19 protein-coding genes are annotated in these 20549 nt (G+C 42.5%); 8 read left to right on the top strand and 11 right to left on the bottom strand.

Annotation, left to right across the window (positions count from 1 at the left end):
* Positions 1-341: 341 nt before the first annotated feature.
* Positions 342-695 (bottom strand): hypothetical protein, encoded by a 354-nt coding sequence (locus ABUE20_RS18530; protein ID WP_408621451.1) that lies wholly within the window; start codon positions 693-695, stop codon positions 342-344.
* A gap of 977 nt (positions 696-1672) precedes the next feature.
* Between ABUE20_RS18530 and ABUE20_RS18525 the strand changes: the two genes are divergently transcribed.
* The gene (locus tag ABUE20_RS18525) at positions 1673-2779 is read left to right on the top strand and encodes an alkene reductase (protein WP_408621450.1); all 1107 of its coding nucleotides are present in this window, start codon (positions 1673-1675) and stop codon (positions 2777-2779) included.
* Between the two features lie 67 nt (positions 2780-2846).
* Here the strand turns inward: ABUE20_RS18525 and ABUE20_RS18520 are convergent, their stop codons facing one another.
* A complete protein-coding gene (locus ABUE20_RS18520) occupies positions 2847-3758 on the bottom strand; it encodes a LysR family transcriptional regulator (RefSeq protein ID WP_408621449.1) in 912 nt (303 codons plus the stop codon).
* Positions 3759-3965: 207 nt separating this feature from the next.
* Between ABUE20_RS18520 and ABUE20_RS18515 the strand changes: the two genes are divergently transcribed.
* A complete protein-coding gene (locus ABUE20_RS18515) occupies positions 3966-4544 on the top strand; it encodes a sigma-70 family RNA polymerase sigma factor (RefSeq protein ID WP_408621448.1) in 579 nt (192 codons plus the stop codon).
* A 360-nt stretch (positions 4545-4904) separates the two neighbouring features.
* Here the strand turns inward: ABUE20_RS18515 and ABUE20_RS18510 are convergent, their stop codons facing one another.
* The 3 genes from ABUE20_RS18510 to ABUE20_RS18500 form a co-directional block, all read right to left on the bottom strand.
* Entirely contained in the window at positions 4905-5246 is a 342-nt protein-coding gene (locus ABUE20_RS18510) for a hypothetical protein (RefSeq protein ID WP_408621447.1), read from the bottom strand.
* 488 nt (positions 5247-5734) lie between these two features.
* A complete protein-coding gene (locus ABUE20_RS18505) occupies positions 5735-7321 on the bottom strand; it encodes a peptidoglycan-binding domain-containing protein (RefSeq protein ID WP_408621446.1) in 1587 nt (528 codons plus the stop codon).
* A 37-nt stretch (positions 7322-7358) separates the two neighbouring features.
* Positions 7359-7706, bottom strand: coding sequence for a hypothetical protein (locus ABUE20_RS18500; RefSeq protein WP_408621445.1), 348 nt, complete (start codon positions 7704-7706; stop codon positions 7359-7361).
* A gap of 515 nt (positions 7707-8221) precedes the next feature.
* Between ABUE20_RS18500 and ABUE20_RS18495 the strand changes: the two genes are divergently transcribed.
* Entirely contained in the window at positions 8222-9442 is a 1221-nt protein-coding gene (locus ABUE20_RS18495; protein WP_408621444.1) for an MFS transporter, read from the top strand.
* Positions 9443-9486: 44 nt separating this feature from the next.
* On the opposite strand, the gene ABUE20_RS18490 is transcribed toward ABUE20_RS18495, so the two are convergent.
* The 5 genes from ABUE20_RS18490 to ABUE20_RS18470 all read right to left on the bottom strand — a co-directional run bounded on the left by ABUE20_RS18490 (position 9487) and on the right by ABUE20_RS18470 (position 13956).
* Positions 9487-10323 (bottom strand): AraC family transcriptional regulator, encoded by an 837-nt coding sequence (locus ABUE20_RS18490; RefSeq protein WP_408621443.1) that lies wholly within the window; start codon positions 10321-10323, stop codon positions 9487-9489.
* A gap of 461 nt (positions 10324-10784) precedes the next feature.
* Positions 10785-11051, bottom strand: a complete 267-nt coding sequence (locus ABUE20_RS18485) for a DksA/TraR family C4-type zinc finger protein (RefSeq protein WP_408621442.1) — start codon at positions 11049-11051, stop codon at positions 10785-10787.
* Between the two features lie 267 nt (positions 11052-11318).
* Positions 11319-12086 carry an SDR family NAD(P)-dependent oxidoreductase gene (locus ABUE20_RS18480; protein ID WP_408621441.1) on the bottom strand — a complete coding sequence of 256 codons (768 nt, stop codon included), beginning with the start codon at positions 12084-12086 and terminating at the stop codon, positions 11319-11321.
* A 483-nt stretch (positions 12087-12569) separates the two neighbouring features.
* A complete protein-coding gene (locus tag ABUE20_RS18475) occupies positions 12570-12806 on the bottom strand; it encodes a hypothetical protein (RefSeq protein ID WP_408621440.1) in 237 nt (78 codons plus the stop codon).
* A gap of 172 nt (positions 12807-12978) precedes the next feature.
* Positions 12979-13956 carry an MBL fold metallo-hydrolase gene (locus ABUE20_RS18470; RefSeq protein WP_408621439.1) on the bottom strand — a complete coding sequence of 326 codons (978 nt, stop codon included), beginning with the start codon at positions 13954-13956 and terminating at the stop codon, positions 12979-12981.
* Between the two features lie 381 nt (positions 13957-14337).
* On the opposite strand from ABUE20_RS18470, the gene ABUE20_RS18465 reads away from it, so the two are divergent.
* Positions 14338-14781 carry a MarR family winged helix-turn-helix transcriptional regulator gene (locus tag ABUE20_RS18465; protein ID WP_408621438.1) on the top strand — a complete coding sequence of 148 codons (444 nt, stop codon included), beginning with the start codon at positions 14338-14340 and terminating at the stop codon, positions 14779-14781.
* A complete protein-coding gene (locus ABUE20_RS18460) occupies positions 14774-17038 on the top strand; it encodes an ATP-binding cassette domain-containing protein (protein ID WP_408621437.1) in 2265 nt (754 codons plus the stop codon). Before ABUE20_RS18465 ends, ABUE20_RS18460 begins: the two co-directional genes overlap by 8 nt.
* A gap of 104 nt (positions 17039-17142) precedes the next feature.
* On the opposite strand, the gene ABUE20_RS18455 is transcribed toward ABUE20_RS18460, so the two are convergent.
* On the bottom strand, positions 17143-18048 hold the full coding sequence (locus tag ABUE20_RS18455) for a LysR family transcriptional regulator (RefSeq protein ID WP_408621436.1): 906 nt from the start codon (positions 18046-18048) through the stop codon (positions 17143-17145).
* A 115-nt stretch (positions 18049-18163) separates the two neighbouring features.
* Between ABUE20_RS18455 and ABUE20_RS18450 the strand changes: the two genes are divergently transcribed.
* From ABUE20_RS18450 to ABUE20_RS18440, 3 genes are read left to right on the top strand one after another with little or no spacing between them, the layout of a single operon-like run.
* Positions 18164-18748, top strand: coding sequence for a flavodoxin family protein (locus ABUE20_RS18450; RefSeq protein WP_408621435.1), 585 nt, complete (start codon positions 18164-18166; stop codon positions 18746-18748).
* A gap of 46 nt (positions 18749-18794) precedes the next feature.
* Positions 18795-19856: an aldo/keto reductase gene (locus ABUE20_RS18445; RefSeq protein WP_408621433.1), complete on the top strand. Its 1062-nt coding sequence runs from the start codon at positions 18795-18797 to the stop codon at positions 19854-19856.
* A gap of 55 nt (positions 19857-19911) precedes the next feature.
* A complete protein-coding gene (locus ABUE20_RS18440) occupies positions 19912-20202 on the top strand; it encodes a DUF1330 domain-containing protein (protein WP_408621432.1) in 291 nt (96 codons plus the stop codon).
* Positions 20203-20549: the final 347 nt, after the last annotated feature.

Raw genomic sequence — 20549 nt, 5'->3', positions numbered from 1 at the left:
TGATCTCGAGAGATAAAAATTCCTCTTTTGTCATGAATCGGGATAAAGGCTCTATTTCGAACGGTCGTTTCCCCGCCTGCAAAAGCGAAAACCTCATGAATACACCATATGTATCAAGCCGTTGAATATAACCCATGATTTAGGTAACAACATATACAGCTATACCGCTTATATCGAGCAACATGATGTATGCAGCAGAGGATCAAACACTACGCCAATGAATTCATTAAGAATCATGTCTCTTTGGCTATAACCGTGTTACAATAGGTAGCATTCTATTCATTTCCGAATGGAACGAATGATAGAGGGCCAACTCTGACCCTCTTAAAATTCAGAAGGAATTAAAGGATTGAATCAGCACTTTCAGTTTTATACGCTTTGAGTAATTTTGAAGAGGCACTCCATTCAAAGACCGTGTCTTCATTAATATTTTTCTGACCTGGCAGAGGTGGCACAAATACATAGTGATAACGCCAAATTTCGGTATTCCCAAGCATCTCTTTTTTGCTAGGTTCACCAATCACCGCGACAACTTCTGATTTTTTAGTCACACCGGGTTTAAATTTATTCAATTGCTCAGCTTTAACTTCTTTTCCTGAAGTATAAGCCAATGGTGCAGTTATTTTATCTAATGTAGCACAACCCGACAAAGTCATTGTACTCATCCATAATCCAGCAATTAATAATTTTTTCATGAGTTCCATCTACTTCATATTTTAATATTAAATACAATTGAATTTATTGCTATTTCATACTTTAACTTGCCAAGTTATACCACCTGAATTTAGTGATTCAAATAAGAAATTAAGTCCAACCAACTATTAATAAATAAGTAAATGAATAACTCTATTTAATTTATCCCATAATTATTAGTTTCACACAGCTATTTAAATTAAACTAATTACTTTAAATTCAATTAGTTATCTAAAATAATTAGATACATAGATTTAAAAAACCATGTCTATTATTTGCATTAACCATAAAAATATTAAATTTGTATTATACTTTATTTATATAGTTAATTATTTTCCATGTATTCAGCAATTAAAAATTTTTTCATTAAGAAATGAATCACGAATGGTTATAAAATCAATCTATAAATATAGAACACATAGAATAGGTTAATATATATACAATTCTATTAACTTGAAATACATTCTACAGATTAGATTAAAATCCTATTCATCTTCTCGCTATATTGGCGAAAGAATCGTCTCACTGACATTGGATCTGTGATGTTCCCCACTCGACTACATTGAGACCCGATAGACTGATACATCACTTTATTGTTGATTTTTTTTCGCCAATATTGTGAATTTATAGCTATTTATTTCTCAAATAAATTCCAGCATAGTTATGTCTATCAAAGTGCCTAAACAGCACTTTATTTTGCTATCAACTCACAGGTATCTATTCAAGCCCATATGTCATCGTTCAACAGGCCATCCCTTTTCCCTAGGCATTATGTGATTGCTCACCCCTCCTCATTAAACAACGCCAGCTCAGCTCACAATACGATGCACTTCACCTTGAGTGGATTATTTTGACAACCATTTGAATGCGTTTAACTCGTAATGCTGACGAAAAATTATCCAGTGTCTTGCATTCAATGGGTTCATTAGCGAAATTTAATTTTATCGGTCAAGCTCAGATATAAATATGAGGTATAACTATGAGCAAACTATTTACTCCTTTTAAACTTGGAAACATCGAACTAACCAACCGAGTCGTGATGGCACCAATGACCCGGGCCCGTATCAGTAATGCTCAGGATGCAGCCGATGACAATACCGCATTATATTATGCGCAGCGCGCATCCGCCGGACTGCTCATCACGGAAGGATCTCAAATTTCTCGTCAGGGACAGGGATTTTTATACACTCCCGGGATTTATACCGAAGCCCAAGTAGATGGATGGAAGAAAACGACTGAAGCGGTCCATCGCAAAAACGGGAAAATATTTATCCAACTCTGGCATGTCGGACGCATGTCCCATACCAGTTTACAACCCAACGGAAAGGCTCCGGTCAGCTCGGTCGCTCAAAAAGCCGTGAACGGTCATTGCTTTGCTATTGATGAACAGGGCCAGCCGGGACGGGTCGACGTATCCGAACCCGAAGCATTATCGATTGCCGGCATCGAACAGATCAAACACGATTTTGTTCAGGCCGCTAAAAACGCAATGCAAGCCGGATTTGATGGGGTTGAAATACACGGGGCCAATGGATATCTACTGGAACAATTTATCAATGCGGCACTGAATACGCGTCAAGATAACTATGGCGGCCAAAACATTGAAAACCGAGCCCGATTTGCTCTAGAAATTGTGGATGACATCTGCGACGCCATTGGTTCTGAACATACGGCAATCCGGCTCGCACCTTTCGGACGCTTTGGTGACATGCACCCATTCGCTCAGGAAGAAGAAACCTGGCTTTACTTGGCTAATCAATTATCGAAACGTCATCTGGCTTACGTTCATCTTAGTGATCAAAAAACACTGGGAGCTCAGGCGATTCCAGATGGTTTCATTGAAAAATTCCGGGCCAGCTATCAAGGCGCACTGATCATTGCAGGTGGTTTCGATAAGGCAAAAGCTGAAGAATATCTACAATCAGATAAACTGGATTTAGTGGCATTCGGTCAGCCTTATATTCCAAATCCAGATTTGGTGGAACGCATGCAAAATGACTGGCCACTGGCGAATGCAGATCGAGAAGCATATTACGGCGGTGACGAAAAAGGCTACACTGACTTTCCGGCTTATGAAGCGCGCTAAAAGAGCGCCTACCGGCATTAATTTATAATACAGCTGCCAGATCTCTTATCATTGAGTCTGGCAGCACTCAATCAAATACACCGTTTTGGGCCTTTTGCAGTAAATAATCAATGGTGTAACGAATTTTTGGCAACATATGACTGCTTTTGGGCCAAAGGATATAAATCGGTATTTCATATCCCGAATACTGGCTTAAGACTTCCACCAGTTTCCCTTGAGCCAAATCATCACCCACCAGCCATTGCGGCAATTGGCAAAGCCCCTGTCCGGCCAGAGCAGCTGCGAGCAATGCATCCCCATCCCCATATTCATGCCCCACTGGCGGCGTATAGTAATAGGCTTGGCCATTAGGCTGTTTCAAATACCAAATCACAGCCTGATCTTTACGAAACCCTAAAAGACATTGATGCAGTTGGATTTCTTCAATCGATTGTGGTTCACCACAACGAGCCAGATAATCCGGAGCTGCACATATCACAAGCTTTTGGGTCGTTAGTGGCCGAACGATCAGTTCGCTACTATCTTTTAGCTCTCCGATCCGTACCACAAAATCAACGCCTTCTTCGATCAAATCGATAAAACGTTCACTAAATGTCACCGCCAACGAAAGTGATGGATGTTGCTGCGAAATCTCAAGTAATAATGGCAAAACACGCTGTCGACCAAACGCAGCCGGAAGATCAACCCGAAGTCGTCCTGAAAGTTTTTCAAGATGTTCCGTTAAAACCGCTTCCGCATTTTCTAAAATTCCAAAAGCTTCTTTACAGCGGCATAAATAGAATTCACCATCCACGGTTAAACTCAAACGACGGGTAGAACGATGAAACAGTTTTAGCCCCAATCCTTCTTCTAAGCGACTCACACTTTTAGCCACAGCCGACCGCGTCAAACGCAGCCTTTCTGCCGCAGCCGTAAAACTCCCCAATTGCGCGGTAACTATAAACGCATGAATACTGCCTAAGTGATCCTTTCCTTTCATTTATCTACAACTCTATGATCAATTATCACTTGTACTCCAATCTACTCTTATCTAAAAACAGTGGCGTCACGCAGCTCACCTCGTGACAATACTCAAGCGGACATCACATCCGCCCGTCCTCACCTTGGCAGTTTCTTGTTATAGGTGTAATGTTGATAGCATTCTAATCAACCGTTATTCGCTCACACCCCAAGTAAAAACAATGCCATGATCAATCAAGTTGAACACGCCGCAGTCCCCTGCCTCATGCAGAGTTGGAGCCAGAACGAAGCGAAGCTATATCACTGGCTATGCCAAAAAAGCGGAAATCCCGATCTTAGTTTTGATGTCTTGCAGGATACCTTTTTACGGGCAATGCAGCAGCAAAAACAATTTTGTGATATTCACAATCAGCAGGCTTGGTTATTTCGGGTGGCGCATAATTTGTTACGAGATGAACAACGAAAAACAGGCCGCCAGATCATTGATAGCTCGTTGGAATTTCCTCTAGCTGATACAACCGATGAGCCTCCAGCCGTCGATGGCCTGACGCAGTGCTTGCCAAAAGCCCTAAAACGACTGACCCCATCGGAGCGAGAAATTATCGAACAATGCGATCTCCAAGGTATGTCTCAACCCCAATTTGCACAATTACACGGTCTGAGCCTTTCAGCGACCAAATCCCGGATCCAACGCGCTCGCCAAGCACTCAAAAGGATCCTAAAAAGACAATGTCATATTCGGTTTGATGAAAATCACCAGGTCTGCTGCTTCTTTGCCTCTTCACCATCCCCTTCTAATAAATAATGGCATTTCGACGTGCTTAGAATTCATGCTTACAACTAACCTGAGCAGGATGGTACATTGGATTGTTGAGCATAAATAACCCGCAAGTTCATAAGCTCAATGTGACATAACGATATTTTTAAAACTTTTGCGGTGACTCCGTGATAGCTGTAAACCCAAACATTCTAAGGTCTGTTGAACTTTCGTGATGAGTTTTACCGCTATTTGAGCTTGCTTTAGGCAAGTCAGACATGAGTCTGTAATGGTCAAGTCATTTTGGCCAAACATGATGCCTCACGCTGACTCAATCAAACCATAAAGCCGGGTTTTATAGAACCCGGCTCGAATGATTCATTTCCAAAATAACGCATGTGAAGACCATCAACATTTCTGTTTCATTCGTTTGATCACCCAATCGGTTTTATAATCCCCCCCGCTGAGTTCACCGTTACTTTGATAAACTGTACATCTTCCATAATGACCAATTTGCCGTGGTGAACCATGTTTACGAGGGAGATAAATATATTCCATCGCTTTAGATTCTGTTTTATTTCCGGAGCTAGTACACTGAACCGGACCACATCCAAACCAATACCCATGAGAACTTTTAAAAGTGAACATCAAAGGGCTGTTTTTATGGTACTGGAGCGCATACGATGTTCCGATCATGGCAAAATTTAGAGTCAAGATCGATAACAGAATAAATAATATCTTCTTTTTCATACAAAATCCTTTTTTAGACTATTCAATAAACGTCTAATCCATAGATGAATCGCTATTATCATAAAATAGAAGCACCATTAAATATATTGTACATACACAATAACTATAGGGCTAACAGCCAATTAATGTGTTAATTTAACCGGTTTTAATGGTCATTATTTTAATCTAAAGCACGTTTATTATATATCAGATATATCGAGTAAACAGCGATCAATCCAGCAGAAAAAATAATAGTAAACATAGATCTATTAAGCATTACTTCAATAACTGACGATAATTACGAATAACGTGATTATAATTTAGGTGGTTTACAGCCATAGTCATATAGCATATTTTTAACTTGAAGATAGGAATGATTTTTATTTTCTATTATCACATTCATTAATACATGGCTTCATTTAAACCTTTTTAATATCTATATCGTTGTTATTAATATTTAAATATAGATAGTTCATTAAACGATATCCCTGTCAATCCCATATTGAACTTTAATAAGTGATGTATGCCTGTTTCATTAATTCAAACTCTTGACTGCCACGCATTTTATAAATTCTAATAAGCAATGTAACCATCGCCAAGGGGCCTGATATAGCCATATCTTTAAATAAATTTATCGCCTCATTAACCAGCCAATTAGCAATCGTTATCGCAGCTCTCACCCGGATCATAATCTTACGAAACTGTTCATTAAACGCGTGCACTTGCTCAGCGCTAGCCTGAGTATTCACAAAGACCAATGAATCCATATCCGCAGAGCGCCAAAGTAAAACCGCATTCTCTTCTGGTTTATCAAACATTTTCCATTCAGGCTGCACCAGATATTTAAAGCCATCCACCAGAACTTTCATCCCTCGCCGAACAAAACTAAAGGTATCCGATGCGATCCGTTTAGCTGCAACTGCTAGCATTTTTAACTTACGACGGAATTCATAAATGCTTTGCATCACATGACTAGCCACACTTTTTAGCCATCGATAGAACCGCTTTAGACCGTCAAAAAGCCAATTTCCAAAGCCAGTTTTACACATGTATTTTCGAAGATCTTGGTGTTGCTTGTTCGTTAATGGCTCGATGCTTTTTGAAAGTAATGCGCTACGCTCAGCGGCATGAACCTGACGTATAGTGTCATCATCCAATTGAGCTAGCTGGACTAAAGCCAGTTCCATTAATCGAAATGAATGATGTTGAGTCTCCTTCGGAACGTCAACCTTAAACTCATCCAAAAAATCACTTAACGCCGTTGCCAAAGGTGCTTTTTTCACATGCCGCTGCACCGGGGGCAGATATCGCACTTGATATTCAGGCCCTTGATGACCAGGCATGATGCCCTCAAATCCATAAAGCCAGAGTTCAATTTTAAGTAAACTTTTAAGGAATCCAGCCACATCGACAGCACCCCCACCATCAGAAAGAGCTGACCAGCTCTGAAGATGACTGAAATTTTTAGCAACTCGTTTGGTTAACTTATCAATGTCAAAAATATAATCGAGACAAGTTGCAAACGCTTCGGCCTGATCCACATTTAAATGCCCAAGCAACGCCGCACACCGAGCCAACCCAGCCGTCAGCGCTCGGGATGTACCAGTAGCTTGGATCTTTCCGCCCGGTTTTTCAGCGAACCCCAAGATGATCAGCCTAAGATGAATCGCGCGATGCAAAACATGCTGATACTGAGGCTTAAGCCATTTGTTCAGATGTGTATCATGCTCAAATGTAAACAACTCCTGCAAACTTTCCCACGTTTCAAGTCCAACCCAACCATCCGGCTGCGTCCCAGCATCTTTTTGAAATCGCTCAACAGCCTTTTTATACAGGCTCTTAGCTGAGATAAATCGTCTCTCAGGAACATTTTGCCATCGGCTTTTTAACTTCGCTCGATCCGCATAACCAAGAGCATATAAACGCCGCCAAACCACTTTTTTAAAATCTTTATCTTGTTGCAATGTTTTAAATTGCGCTTCCGTCTCAGGAAGCGCAAATATCACATTGGCCTTTTGATTAACTTCCAGCTGTTTTTCAATTGAGACCAAAACGTCAAGATAGGTCTCTTGAGGCTTGATTGCTGATTCATCCATGGCCCTAGACTCGATTTTTTCAAAAACAAATGTTGGACTAACCGATAATTCCAGACACTTTTCCGACTAAAAAATTGATAATCTGCGTGCGATACTCAGAACCATTACGCACCGCTTCAGCATGGGTATCCAACATAAATTGTGGAATTTCCCCCGAAGCAACAAAATGGGTCGCATCACCATCGATATCTATTTTAGTGGCTAAGAGCAAATGAATATCCGCTGTGGTATCCCCGTCAGGGAGCAATTTATCCCACTGAAACTTTCCATCCTTAACTACCGCAGAAATACTACCGGTATAAGTCATGACCTCTAACGACGCTAAATCGCCTACTGCAGTTTTCAATGTCTCAGCCATTGCCGATAAACCTGATTGATCTGCCATGTTGTTCTCCAATCATATAGGTAGCCGCTTGGCACCACAGCGTAAATCTCACTCAAGCGACTGCGTTTAACTTGATAAAATACTGTCATCAACGACCCGGAGGCCCTCATAACAGCATTCATACCAATAGATAAAATTAAGCGATACTTATCCGGCCACTTTAAAGACCCGCATATGGGCAGAACAACGAAAGCTCTCTCAGCCAATGTTTTCACAGCACTGCCATTGAATATTCATTTAAGTTTAGGTAATTCACATGATAGGTGCTGATACTTTTATTAAAAATGCGAGGATAACCAGACATACAGCCCCAAGGGGGCTCTCTATTTATGATGATTTGAATAATTCAGAAAACAGTGTCCCATAATATTTAGACTATCCATGTCCATTGCATCTATTTAATAAACCACCATTGCCTCAGATAAATAGGCAAAAAAAACAGTGCATTGTTTCTCTATAGCCTCTCAAAACCTTGCTAAAGTTCGACAACACTTTCACGATGAATATGAAATTCCATGCAAAAGAACAAATCTAAAAATAGTCGCTTACCAGTTTTAATTTATTGGCTCACGATAGGCACATTTTTAATGGGGACATCCGAGTTTATCGTTGCGGGTCTGTTACCTGAAATCTCAATGGACTATCATATTTCAACCTCACAGGCAGGATTAGCCGTCACCTTATTTGCTATTGGCATGATAATAGGGGCCCCTCTTGTAGCTCTATTAAGCCTTCATATTTCCAAGCGAACGACTCTCATTCTTTCACTATGTATTTTTGCAATAGGACATATGCTCGCAGCCCTAACCACCCATTTTGATATTATGCTGATCAGCCGTGTGATTAGTGCCATTGCAACGGGGGGATTTTGGGGAGCTGCGGCGGTAGTCGCCACCCAAGCCGCTGGGGCATCCTCTAGTGCCCGCGCGATGGGGCTTGTCATTGGCGGTGGAATGTTAGCCAATGTATTAGGCGTTCCTTTAGGTTCTTTTATCGGACAACTTTCAGGATGGCGGCTCTCATTTTGGGCCTTAGCCATTATTCCAATATTTTTAGCTTTTGTAATCTTCAAGGCGATTCCTAAACCGAAGGAGGTCCAAAAAGAGTCTAATTTAGCTCAAGAATTTAAAGGATTACTGTCCGCTCGACTTTGGTTAGTACTTGCGGCATGTGTAACAATTAATGCCGGTGTATTATCTGTATACAGTTTTATTTCGCCCCTGCTCATTGAGCATACACACTTATCAAATCAGTATATTCCATTGGCTTTAGGTTTGTTTGGCATGGCGTCATTGATAGGAACAATATACGGCGGTCGTTTAGGGGATAAACATCCCTATTCTTTACCTATTGTTACGGCCGCTCTTTCGATGTTGGCTTGTTTCGGACTACTGTTATTTTCGACGCTCCCCATCCCAACACTGATATTATTTACCGTACTGGGCGCGGTAGGACTTACTGCCAATCCGTTGCTGACTAGCCAAGCCGTAAAATATGCAGGACAATCTCCAACATTATCCTCATCTATGGTTATTTCACTGTTAAACGTTGGTACTGCATTGGGAACTTGGCTGTCAACTCTAATGATGAATACCACTCTGGGCATCATGGCACCTGTTTATATCGGTGTTCTATTCTCCATGATGACAGTGTGTCCGGTATTCATTCTGGCGATCGTTGAAAAGTATCGCCCTCGGGGAACAATCCCCTATTCACACACCAACGATATCGTTTAAATTCATCACAATCTACCAACGGATACGTAAACGACAATAGGGGCCTAACCCGCAGACTTCACTCTCGTTTGAGAATTCGAGAGATCCTTTTTCGGAGAGGCCCCAAACATACGGCTGTATTCCCGACTAAATTGCGAAACACTCTCATACCCTACCTGATACGCAGCTTTAGCCACCCCAAGATGTTGGTTAAGCATTAATCGCTTGGCTTCAGTTAATCTTAACCACTTTTGGTATTGCAAGGGACTCATATCCGTAATCCCTCTAAAATGATGATGAAATGTTTGGGGACTCATCTGCACCGATGACGCCAAATCCGAAACCCGAATCGGTCGCATATAATTGAACTTAATAAACTCAATCGTCTTGGCTATTTTATCAGCCTGAGTTCGTTGCAACACCATTTGCTTTAACTTAACAGCTTGATCACTCAATAAAAGCCGATAATGCAACTCGCGCATAAAAAGAGGGGCAAGTTGGGTAATAGTTTCCGGTTCATCGGCTAATTCCAATAAATGCAATAACGATTTAAGAATACCAATGCTTTGCTGACCAATAGTAATACAGCCCTCAACATGCTCTTCAATCGCAAATTGAATGTCACTTTCCAGAAGGATATCGGATATGAGCTTCATATCCAAAGGAACAACAATACCTAAACAAGGCTTATCTGGACTGGCTTCAACGACTTCCGAACTAGCGGGAAGTTCGATTGACGATAATAAAAAATGGGAAGCATTATAAGTAAATATTTTATCATTAGCGTACATCTGTTTTTCACCCTGTACTACAACTACGATACTGGGTGGAATAACACAATGTTGAGGTGATGTTGGGGTGTTTCGTCGAAAAACATGAACATCCGGGAGGTTAGTTTTCACATCAGCATCATTTTGAATCATGTTTTCTATGAGGGTAACAAGATGATGAAGGACTTCTTGACTTTGATTATCCATAAATAATAGGCCGGTATTTAAATAGTCAAACTCTCTTTGGCATTGCGTCTTGTTGATAATATTGCCTAGAAATTGATATGCATTTCAAACTCAAGATAAAAATTACCAAACGCTCAAAAAGCCTTCTTAAACTAACATAGCCGCAAATAATAGACCACTCATAGAATCACCGCTGATTTCCTAGACGCCTTTTAGTTAGATTTGGAGTGGACTAAATTAAGGGAAGCAGGTCAGCCGAAAAATATTTTCAAATGATGGGGGCATCAACAGCGGGGAAAATATCAAAAATATTGCAGGTTCATGGATAACTGATATGAATAAAAACTAAAGTAGCACGATCCCTCAATATCAATAACCCAATTGTTCGGATAAACGATCTATGTAATTTAACGTAACTGGCTATCCTTGCTGCCCCGACGATTATAACCGGCCTCAACTTGCTGGTTTTTTTCACGTTCTGCCTGACATTTCAGACAAATACGCACCCCAGGCACAGCCTGACGCCGGGCTTCAGGAATAAGCTCACCACATTCATCACAATACTTGGCGCTATCCCCACTGGGAAGATCCTGCCGAGCTCGACTGATCGCATCATCAACACTCGCATCGATCTGCTCCTGCACACTTCCATCACGACTCCATCCCACAGCCATCGGTTACCCTCCCTACCTGATTTACCTCTAATATAGAGGAGTTTTAGAAACAGTCACTGATGAGATCAGTCCCAAACAACACTGATCGATTATAGGCATTACTTCAAACAAAGCATCCATAATTGCGACATCAACTGCACTATTGACGCTGTCTGGTTTTTAGGTGGATTAAGCATGAATGACTCGGACGGGTCATTACGTTGCAGATCGTTTCAATCTGATAAAAAGAGAGCTCTCTGTTCAGCTCTCTTTACAAAAAACATTCAACTATTCGTGTGTCCAGCCGCCATCAACCACTATTTTGGTTCCAGTAATATAAGATGCTTTTTCAGATGCTAAAAATAGAATCGCATTCACGACATCTTGAGGTTCGGCATATCTTCCCAATGGGATCTGAGAGCTAAAGCTATCAATAATAGCCTGAGGATTATCCGGATTTTTCCTTTTTTCAAAATCTCTCATTAAATCAGTATTAATCGGTCCCGGGCAGACTAAATTAACTCGGATACCTTTATCAGCTTCCTCTAATGCAGCACAACGAGTCATCGCTAACACGGCATATTTTGAAGATGTATATAACGCGTTTCCGATAGCGGCAGAATATGAATCAACGGAGCCTGTGTTCACAATTGCGCCTCCACCATTTTCTTCCATTGCCAAAATGACATGTTTCATGCCCAGATAGAAACCTTTCATATTAATTCCCCAGATTTTATCTAGGCTAGCTTCATCAGTTTCTTTGATCTGCTGATTAATGACAATACCCGCATTGTTACAGAAAATATCAATTTTCCCGAAATGTTGCTTCGCTTTTTCTACATATTTAATGATTTCAGATTCTTTGGATACATCAGCAGAAACGGTAATACACCGATCACCTAAATTAAGTGCTGCCTTTGTTTCTTCTAACTTATCATGATTAATATCTACGAGGACTATTTTGGCATCTTCCTTCGCGAAGTTTTCAGCTAAACATTTACCAAGCCCAGCCGCTCCCCCCGTAATAAGAACAACTTTATCTTTAAATTCCGACATCGTTTTTCCTCTCAATTTAGTTTGGTTGTAAACCATTAACTTTCAATAGGACCGATTACTCTTTCATGCCTAAAATTTGTTCTAATACATGTCAATGCAATCACCGAACCGAATCTACAGTTTCACCTTACAATAGGCTCTCACCGAATGCTAATTTTTGCTCGTTTATTCATCATGCAGACCATAGATGAATCAGCAACCGACCCTTCATTCTCTATTATCATTCACTCAATCAGCCCATCAGAAGGCACAACCATTATGACCTGTGCGCTGCTTTTTAATCCAGTCAGATAGCATAACTTAATGATGCTCATCATAAAAAAGAGTACAGCAGCATTGCAAAGGGAGGAGCATTAAACTCAGTCGAACAGAAATAGATCGTGGTGGGGGCTAACACTACTTTTGAATCGAATAAACCATATTCCATTTGAACCGCATCACTTACACGGTAAATTGCGCCCCACTCTTTTGTTCTACTCGTTGTTAATCACAACTTTCGAATCCCAGCTTATAGGCCTCATAAGCATTTTTATGCCGTTGCGGTTTAGCCTGACTCTCAGGTAAAGATTCAATGGCCCCCGGATTAAATGGCATACCGTGTTTACGATGCTGAGCCCCTAAAAGAAAAGCACAACCCGCACAGATATGGCGTTGACCACTCCCTTGATAGGGGCCTATTTTATCCATAATTGCTTTTAAATCATCATGATGGCATGTCATATTTCACCTTTGAATCAATTTGTCTGATATCCATACTTTATATAGTGATTAATCAGTAAGGATTCAAGAGGATGCAGAACGTGCCATACGAATTTGACATCCAATCCACAAAAAGGCTGGGTATGATCCCAGCCATTCATATAGATAAGATAACGTCTCATAAACCGTTCGCTTAATTAACGGACTCGGCGGCACGGTTTACATAGTCCACAGGGATCCAGTCATAGCCACTACCATCGTGACGCAAGTGCCCTATGCCCGGAAAAGATAGGTGCGGCGCAGCGATCAATTCACCTTGTTTGGCAAACTGTGCAAAAGCCGAAATTCGTACAGCTCGCGCTTTGGCTTGATCTTGGTCGTAGATGATCGTTACTTTAGGATGAGCCAATTGAACGGCCGCAATATGAATAATATCACCAACGAAAGTGATACTGTCACCTTCACTATCTAAGCGATAAAACGCTGCCCCAGGGGTATGCCCAGGATGCACCGTAGCCGTAATCCCCGGGAGTATGAGCTCACTCCCAGTAAAAGTTTTAACTTTATTGGCATCCAAATACGGTTTTAAGGTCGTCCGAGCGCCCGTAAAGTAACCTTGACCATAAGGTGAGTTTTTCATCTGTGCATTATCAAAAAAGAAATCAATATCAGGTTTACCGATATAAACGGTCGCTTTCGTAAACACTGGTTTGCCATCTTTAATCAAACCTCCCGTATGATCCACATGCGCGTGTGTGAGCAAAATATCGGTCACATCATCCGGTTTAATGCCCAACGCAGCCAGATCCGCTAACACATGGCCGCCCTTGCCCGGACCAAACATCTGTCCGGCTCCGGTATCAACCAATACAGTATGCTGCGGCAACTGGATCAAATAAGCATTGATAGAACCTTCAACAGGATTACTTTGAAAATTGTGCGCTAACAATTTATCAATCTGTGCAGAACTGATATGGCGCAGCAATTTTTTAGCATCTTGCGGTACAGTACCATCGTTCAGGGCAGTCACTCGGACTGCGCCGACTTGCAACGCATAGCCACCCGATTGTTGCATGAGCAAATGGGGAGCATTTTGAGCATAACTCAAAGGCACTTGCAGCCCTACCCATGCAAACAATACAGCGATGAGACGATGAGCCATCATCTTCATGACAAAACTCCTTGTAGATATAAATAATAGCTATTCTGCACCTTGTTATCTTTTTTGCAAAATCAATTAGATAAACAAACAAAAAACAAATGCTCTCCCTAAAATAGTCCCCTTTTTGCCCTTGAACTCAAGGGCTACAACCGATAGATCTTGCCTATGTGTATTTTTCAGAAAATATTTTGCGTCAGGTCCCCCGTACCAGAAACATTTCGTCAACAGGTTCACAGTATATATTCTCATCTCATAATGGATGCGGAAATACTGACGAAGTAAACGACAACCCACAATTTTCCAAAAAGAAACTATATTTTCAATATATAGACTTTAAATAGCAATTATATTTTAATATAATTGCCAAAAAGAAATCATATTAAATTCAAAATGACTATTGGAAAAATCTCAGAACTAGAGGTAGCTCTCTCGCTTCTGCAATGTGAATTAGTCGCTCGCCGCAATCGCTTTACACCAGAAGCCATCACGTGGTCACAGTATGACGTTCTGGAAGTACTGCGGGTTAACGGAGCTTTGCGCCCGTCAGTCATTAGCCAACGACTCGGGATTTCTCGAACTCAACTGTCAAAGTCTCTGCGCGTGCTCAAAGATTTAGAACTGGTAGAACAAATGTCAGATGATACTGATCGTCGTGCTCAGGCAACACAATTAAGTGAACAGGGATATGCGTTCCTGAAACGTGCAGCCAGACAACGGCATGATGCTGCGCAGTGGGTCGCATCGGTCATGACTTCAGGAGAACAAGCAATATTTGCAGAACTCTGCCATAAAGCCGTCAGGGGATTACAGCAGGAAGGAACTAAGCATGACTAATCGGAGCATGCGGATTATTCGAGCCAGAACCCATAATCTTAAAAATGTAACCCTCAATATTCCTAAATACCAAATTGTTGCATTTACTGGAGTGTCAGGATCAGGTAAGTCATCACTTTTGTTCGATACTATTGCGGCCGAATCTCAGCGCCAACTCGCAGAAACCTATTCAACCTTCGTTCGCAATCGACTCCCTAATTTGGGCCAACCCGATGCGGATCATCTCGAAAATTTACCTGCATCAATCGTCATTGATCAACGACGGCTGGCTGGCAATGCTCGTTCCACTGTCGGAACCGTGACTGAGATCTACGCACTACTGCGTCTACTTTTCTCGCGCATAGGGAAACCACATATCGGTGAATCCAGTTTGTTTTCATTCAATAATCCACAGGGTATGTGCCCACAATGTCAAGGGTTAGGCACGGTACGGACAATAGATGAAAATGCACTATTTGATCGCGAATGCTCGCTAAATGAAGGTGCCATCCATTTTCCCGGATTCGAGCCTTCTTCTTGGCGTTGGAAACGCTATGCTTTATCCGGCTTCTTTGATACAGACAAACCACTAAAGTGTTATACCAACGAGGAATGGAAACGACTCACCGTAGAAGAAGGTACCCCTGTCACAGCACCTAAACCTGGATGGCCAAAAACAACGACCTATGAAGGTGTATTACCTCGTTTGCGCCGTTCATTTCTGGAACGAGAAGAAAGTGAACTTTCTAATATCGAACGTGAGGCTCTGTCACACGTCACAACAAGTGGTCCCTGCCCCGCATGCGATGGTGCTCGCCTTAATCCTACGGTGCTGACTTGCCGGATCGCAAAACACAACATTGCCGAATGTGCATCCATGGAAACAAGCGACCTGCTAGATTTTTTGCGTGAAATAAAAGAACCTGGGATGCGACAGCTCCTATCACCGATGATAGAAAAACTAGAAAGCATGATCGATATTGGCCTCGATTATCTCAGCCTGGATCGCGGTACATCTGGTTTATCAGGCGGTGAATCACAGCGAATAAAAATGATCCGCCACCTGGGTAGCAGTCTTACCGATATCGCTTATATTTTTGATGAACCCAGCATCGGCCTACATGCTCGTGACGTTAGCCATCTAGGCGAGTTACTTATACGCTTGCGAGACAAAGGCAACAGCGTCCTTATGGTCGAGCATGATCCCGACCTAATCAGCATCGCAGAACAAGTTATCGACATGGGTCCACAGTCCGGCCAATCAGGTGGAGAAGTCGTCTATCAGGGCTCAGTAACCGAACTACAAGCAACAGAAACAGCAACTGGACGGAGTTTTCGCAAGCCACACGTGATTAATGCAGCGCCCCGAATCCCCTCTGACTGGCTCAGCATCAAACACCAATCCATGTTCAACATACATGATTTGTCGATCGATATTCCACTTGGGGTGATGACAGTTGTCGCCGGTGTTGCTGGATCGGGCAAATCAACACTCACGAACCGAATATTACCGGGACTTCATTCTGACGTTATTGTCATCGACCAGACTGAGCTTCGTGGCTCATCCCGCTCAACCCCCGCCAGCTACTTAGGCATACTGGACGATATTCGTCGGTTATTTTCTCGCCAAAGTGGTAAACCCGTTGGCTTATTTAGTAACAATGCCACCGGATCATGCCCTATTTGCAAAGGCCGTGGTGTAGTCCGCACCGATCTGGCCTTTCTTGATACCGTTGAATCTATATGCGAGATTTGTAACGGTTCGGGTTATAACGAAGAAGCCCGCGCCATCCGAGTCAAAGGATATGCCATCGATCAAGTGATGCGCATGTGTGTACCCGATGTCCGTCATCTATTTGATAGCAAACCAGAGATTAGAGATAAGATGCTACGAATGGAACAAGTGGGACTCGGATATATGCAGATAGGACAAAGACTATCAACCTTGTCGGGAGGCGAGAGACAACGACTAAAGCTGGCAAAAGAACTTGGATTCAGCAGCCGAGTATACGTGTTTGATGAACCCACATCGGGTCTTCATATGCAAGATATAGAGCATCTTATACAATTATTCGGCACTCTCACCGACCAAGGGCTCACACTCATCGTCGTTGAACATAATCTCGATATGATCGCAGCGGCTGATTATGTCATTGAAATGGGTCCGGGAGCTGGGAAATACGGGGGTAAGATCATCTATCAAGGGAAACCTGCTGGCATACTGGAGGAACCAAAATCTGTGACAGGCCCATTTCTTGTCGAATATTTAAAAAATTAACCTTCATACTCCTTTTTTATTCGTGTATTCGGCACTTTTTTACTCACGAGCGAATTAGGGAAAGAGTAACTGGCTTTCGAAGCCATAAAGAAAAACGATACTTTCTATACGAAATAAGGCTCTAGGATCTCCTCCAACCACAGTTTAAAACACCGAACTCGTTTTGAAAGATTACGCCGATGGGCAACGACTAAGGAAGCTGTAAGTGGTTCAGGACGCAAGTTTGGTAAAACCTCCACTAGTCTCCCATTTTCTATATGAACATTAAGAGTCGGTTGCCCGGCCTGAATAAGCCCAATCCCTGCCAATCCGCACTCATGGTAAGCTTGAACATTGTTTACTTGTACCGCACCCGGCAAAGCAAGCAACTTATAACCATCTTTATCAGGGTATTCCCAACCCACTTGTTCACCACCAAGGATTTGGCTGTAATGCACCATTTCATGTCTCTGGGTGATGAGGTCACTTAGTGTGTGTGGTGTGCCATGGCTACGCAGATAGTCGGGACTGGCAGCATTAATCATGCGCAATCGACCTAATGGTATTGCCACTAGGGTCTCATCGACGACAGGCCCAAAACGAATGGCACAGTCGAAACCTTCACGTGCCAGATCGACCCGGCGGTCAGTACTGGAAAGCTCCAGTTCCAGTTCGGGATGAATAGAAAGCAGTTGAGGGAGAGCTGGGATGACGACACTTCGAGCCAGTTCGGTTGACATATCGACTCTTAGCTTGCCCACCAAAGCAGCTTCTTTGGTAACAAACATCATCTCTAATTCTTGCGCTTCGACCAAAAGATCTGCCGCGCGAGCATAGAATGCTTGGCCATCTTCAGTCAATTTAACGCTACGAGTGGTACGGTGAAATAATGCCACCCCCAATTCTTTTTCTAAATCGCGAACCACTACGGAGACCCGCCCTTTTGGGATCCCCAACACCTCAGCAGCGCGGGTAAAACTAGCCATTTCGGCCACTCGACAAAAAATAGTTAAGATATTGAGATTCTTCATTGTTACTAAAAATTATAACAGTTAGTTATTTTTATACTACTTTATCTATTTTAATCAAACCAATAATCTAGCCTCATCTGTCATCTATAAGTAATTCCCACTGAGGCACATAATAATGAAAGAACACAATCCTCCTGTTTATAACGTCGTGGTTTATCACTCTGGCTATGCTCACACCAAACGAATGGCCGAGGCCGTGGCCGAAGGTGCACGAGCTAAACTAATTAGCATTGACCAAGAAGGAGAACTCACTGAGCAAGACTGGAAAACGCTCATTAATGCTGATGCCATTATCTTTGGCTCTCCCACCTACATGGGAGGTCCCAGTTGGCAGTTCAAGAAGTTTGCCGATGCCTCCTCCAAAGCTTGGTTTGAAGGCTGTTGGCAGAACAAAATCTTCGGCGGCTTTACCACCAGTGCAAGTATCAATGGGGATAAGCTCAATACTCTCAATTATTTCGTACTTCTTGCTGCACAGCACGGTGGTATCTGGGTCAGTATGGATATCAAACCGGCTAACCTGAAAACATCTGATCGAAACGATCTCAATTGGCTGGGATCTTACATTGCCCCTATGGGGCAAACGCCTGCTGATGCGCCAGCTGAAGAAATGTCCGCTGGGGATCTGGAAACAGCCTGCCGCTATGGTGCTCGTGTGGCCTCTGTCGCTAGATCGTTGCGACTGTCAGATTCCTTATAAATTGCATGATACCGAATTCTGTAAATTTTAGAGTCAGGAGAAGAACATGAAGTACAACCGATTAGGTCAAACCGGCCTTTATGTTTCTGAGCTTTGTCTCGGCACCATGACCTTAGGTGGCAATAGTGATGCCGGAAAGTGGTCATGTATAGGTGCAGTGAAACAAACTGAAGCGAATCAGTTGATAGCATGCGCTTTAGAAGCAGGTGTTAATTTTATTGATACTGCTGACATATATTCTCACGGTCAGTCAGAGTGTGTTGTTGGGCAAGCACTCAAAGAAATCGCCATACCTCGCGATGAAGTGATTCTTGCGACAAAAACCGGGGGACTAATGGGACCGAAACCCAATCAAAAAGGCGCTTCACGGAACCATATTATGGACTCCGTTCAACAAAGCTTGGAGCGGTTACAACTGGATCATATTGACTTATACCAAATTCACGCCAGTGACCCCATCACGCCTATTGAGGAAACTCTGCGGGCATTAGATGATCTAACCCGGCAAGGCTTGGTGCGCTATATAGGGGTTTCAAACTGGAACGCAGGACGTATCGGTAAAGCACTGGGCCTAAGCCAAGCGCTTCATACCAGCCGAATTCAGACTCTTCAGGCTTATTACTCTATTGCCGGACGCGATCTTGAACGAGAACTATTGCCTCTGGTTAAAGAAGAGAAATTAGGCTTGCTGGTTTGGTCGCCACTAGCTGGCGGTTTATTATCCGGAAAATTTGGCCCCGGCGCACCAACGGAAAAAGGCGCGAGGCGCAATAACTTCAACTTTCCACCCGTGGAATTAGATCGAGCCTGGCAGTGTGTTAGAGAAATGCGGGCCATTGCACAGGCTAAAGGGGTTTCTGTTAGCCGTATTGCCTTGGCTTGGTTATTGAGCCGTGCAGCAGTAACTAGTGTCATTATCGGTGTGAAACGTATGGAGCAACTCAAAGACAATCTGGGGGCTTGTGAAGTTATGTTAAGTGCCGACGAGTTAGAGCGTCTTGATAACGTCAGTGCACTACCGCCTTACTACCCTGGTTGGATGATTACCCAGCAAAATGAATACCGTCAACCTCCATCCTCCGAGATCCAAATTGAATCAAAAGTATAGTAACACGTGTCTCTTTTTGTCGTTATAAACACCGAAAACAGTTGGGAGAAATAGAATGCCTAAAGGATACCTTATCGCACATCTTACAATCACTGATGACGATATATATGCAGAGTACGGCAAAGCAGCTGAAGAAGCAGTAAAACCATTCAACCCCAAAATTGTAGCTTGGGCTGGGCAGTATGAAAACCTCGAAGGAGAGGCTCATCAGGAGCATATGATTTTTGAATTTACCTCTTTTTCTGAGGCTAAGCGCTTTTATCACAGCGACCTATATCAAGCGGCCAAAAAATTACGCGTCAAAGCGGCCACTGGCACCTTTGTGCTTATTGAAGGAAGCAAATAAGGGCATCAAAGTATTCCAAACAAAACGTTGTAATCCATTAAATTAGAAGTAAGCGCTCATCGTAATCATCGAAACATTCTTTATGATCCCCAAATGATTAGCTTAGGAGATCAAGATAGAAATTCATTACGTTACTAAAGCCGCTGCATACTAGCGATGCCAACTATACAAGCTAATAGCTTACCAACAAAAAAAGATTGATTGTATAAACAAAATGCCAGTCCGTATGGCTGACTGGCATTTCATTGTTATCTCTAAACCACCGCCTTTGGCTGTCTTTTATACAGAAGTCCCTCACATGATGTGAGGGACTTTTTTTGAACTAAATTCTTGCTTCACGATCAGAG

The organism is Celerinatantimonas marina, assembly GCF_046054165.1.
Taxonomy (GTDB): domain Bacteria; phylum Pseudomonadota; class Gammaproteobacteria; order Enterobacterales; family Celerinatantimonadaceae; genus Celerinatantimonas.
This window is presented reverse-complemented; position numbering and strand designations above follow the sequence as displayed.

Coding starts and splice junctions, on each gene's coding strand:
- ABUE20_RS18445 (WP_408621433.1), top strand. CDS start 18,795: ATGAAGTACAACCGATTAGGTCAAACCGGCCTTTATGTTTCTGAGCTT.
- ABUE20_RS18515 (WP_408621448.1), top strand. CDS start 3,966: ATGATCAATCAAGTTGAACACGCCGCAGTCCCCTGCCTCATGCAGAGT.
- ABUE20_RS18470 (WP_408621439.1), bottom strand. CDS start 13,956: ATGAAGATGATGGCTCATCGTCTCATCGCTGTATTGTTTGCATGGGTA.
- ABUE20_RS18465 (WP_408621438.1), top strand. CDS start 14,338: ATGACTATTGGAAAAATCTCAGAACTAGAGGTAGCTCTCTCGCTTCTG.
- ABUE20_RS18505 (WP_408621446.1), bottom strand. CDS start 7,321: ATGGATGAATCAGCAATCAAGCCTCAAGAGACCTATCTTGACGTTTTG.
- ABUE20_RS18525 (WP_408621450.1), top strand. CDS start 1,673: ATGAGCAAACTATTTACTCCTTTTAAACTTGGAAACATCGAACTAACC.
- ABUE20_RS18510 (WP_408621447.1), bottom strand. CDS start 5,246: ATGAAAAAGAAGATATTATTTATTCTGTTATCGATCTTGACTCTAAAT.
- ABUE20_RS18485 (WP_408621442.1), bottom strand. CDS start 11,051: ATGGCTGTGGGATGGAGTCGTGATGGAAGTGTGCAGGAGCAGATCGAT.
- ABUE20_RS18495 (WP_408621444.1), top strand. CDS start 8,222: ATGCAAAAGAACAAATCTAAAAATAGTCGCTTACCAGTTTTAATTTAT.
- ABUE20_RS18520 (WP_408621449.1), bottom strand. CDS start 3,758: ATGAAAGGAAAGGATCACTTAGGCAGTATTCATGCGTTTATAGTTACC.
- ABUE20_RS18500 (WP_408621445.1), bottom strand. CDS start 7,706: ATGGCAGATCAATCAGGTTTATCGGCAATGGCTGAGACATTGAAAACT.
- ABUE20_RS18450 (WP_408621435.1), top strand. CDS start 18,164: ATGAAAGAACACAATCCTCCTGTTTATAACGTCGTGGTTTATCACTCT.
- ABUE20_RS18440 (WP_408621432.1), top strand. CDS start 19,912: ATGCCTAAAGGATACCTTATCGCACATCTTACAATCACTGATGACGAT.
- ABUE20_RS18530 (WP_408621451.1), bottom strand. CDS start 695: ATGAAAAAATTATTAATTGCTGGATTATGGATGAGTACAATGACTTTG.
- ABUE20_RS18480 (WP_408621441.1), bottom strand. CDS start 12,086: ATGTCGGAATTTAAAGATAAAGTTGTTCTTATTACGGGGGGAGCGGCT.
- ABUE20_RS18475 (WP_408621440.1), bottom strand. CDS start 12,806: ATGACATGCCATCATGATGATTTAAAAGCAATTATGGATAAAATAGGC.
- ABUE20_RS18455 (WP_408621436.1), bottom strand. CDS start 18,048: ATGAAGAATCTCAATATCTTAACTATTTTTTGTCGAGTGGCCGAAATG.
- ABUE20_RS18460 (WP_408621437.1), top strand. CDS start 14,774: ATGACTAATCGGAGCATGCGGATTATTCGAGCCAGAACCCATAATCTT.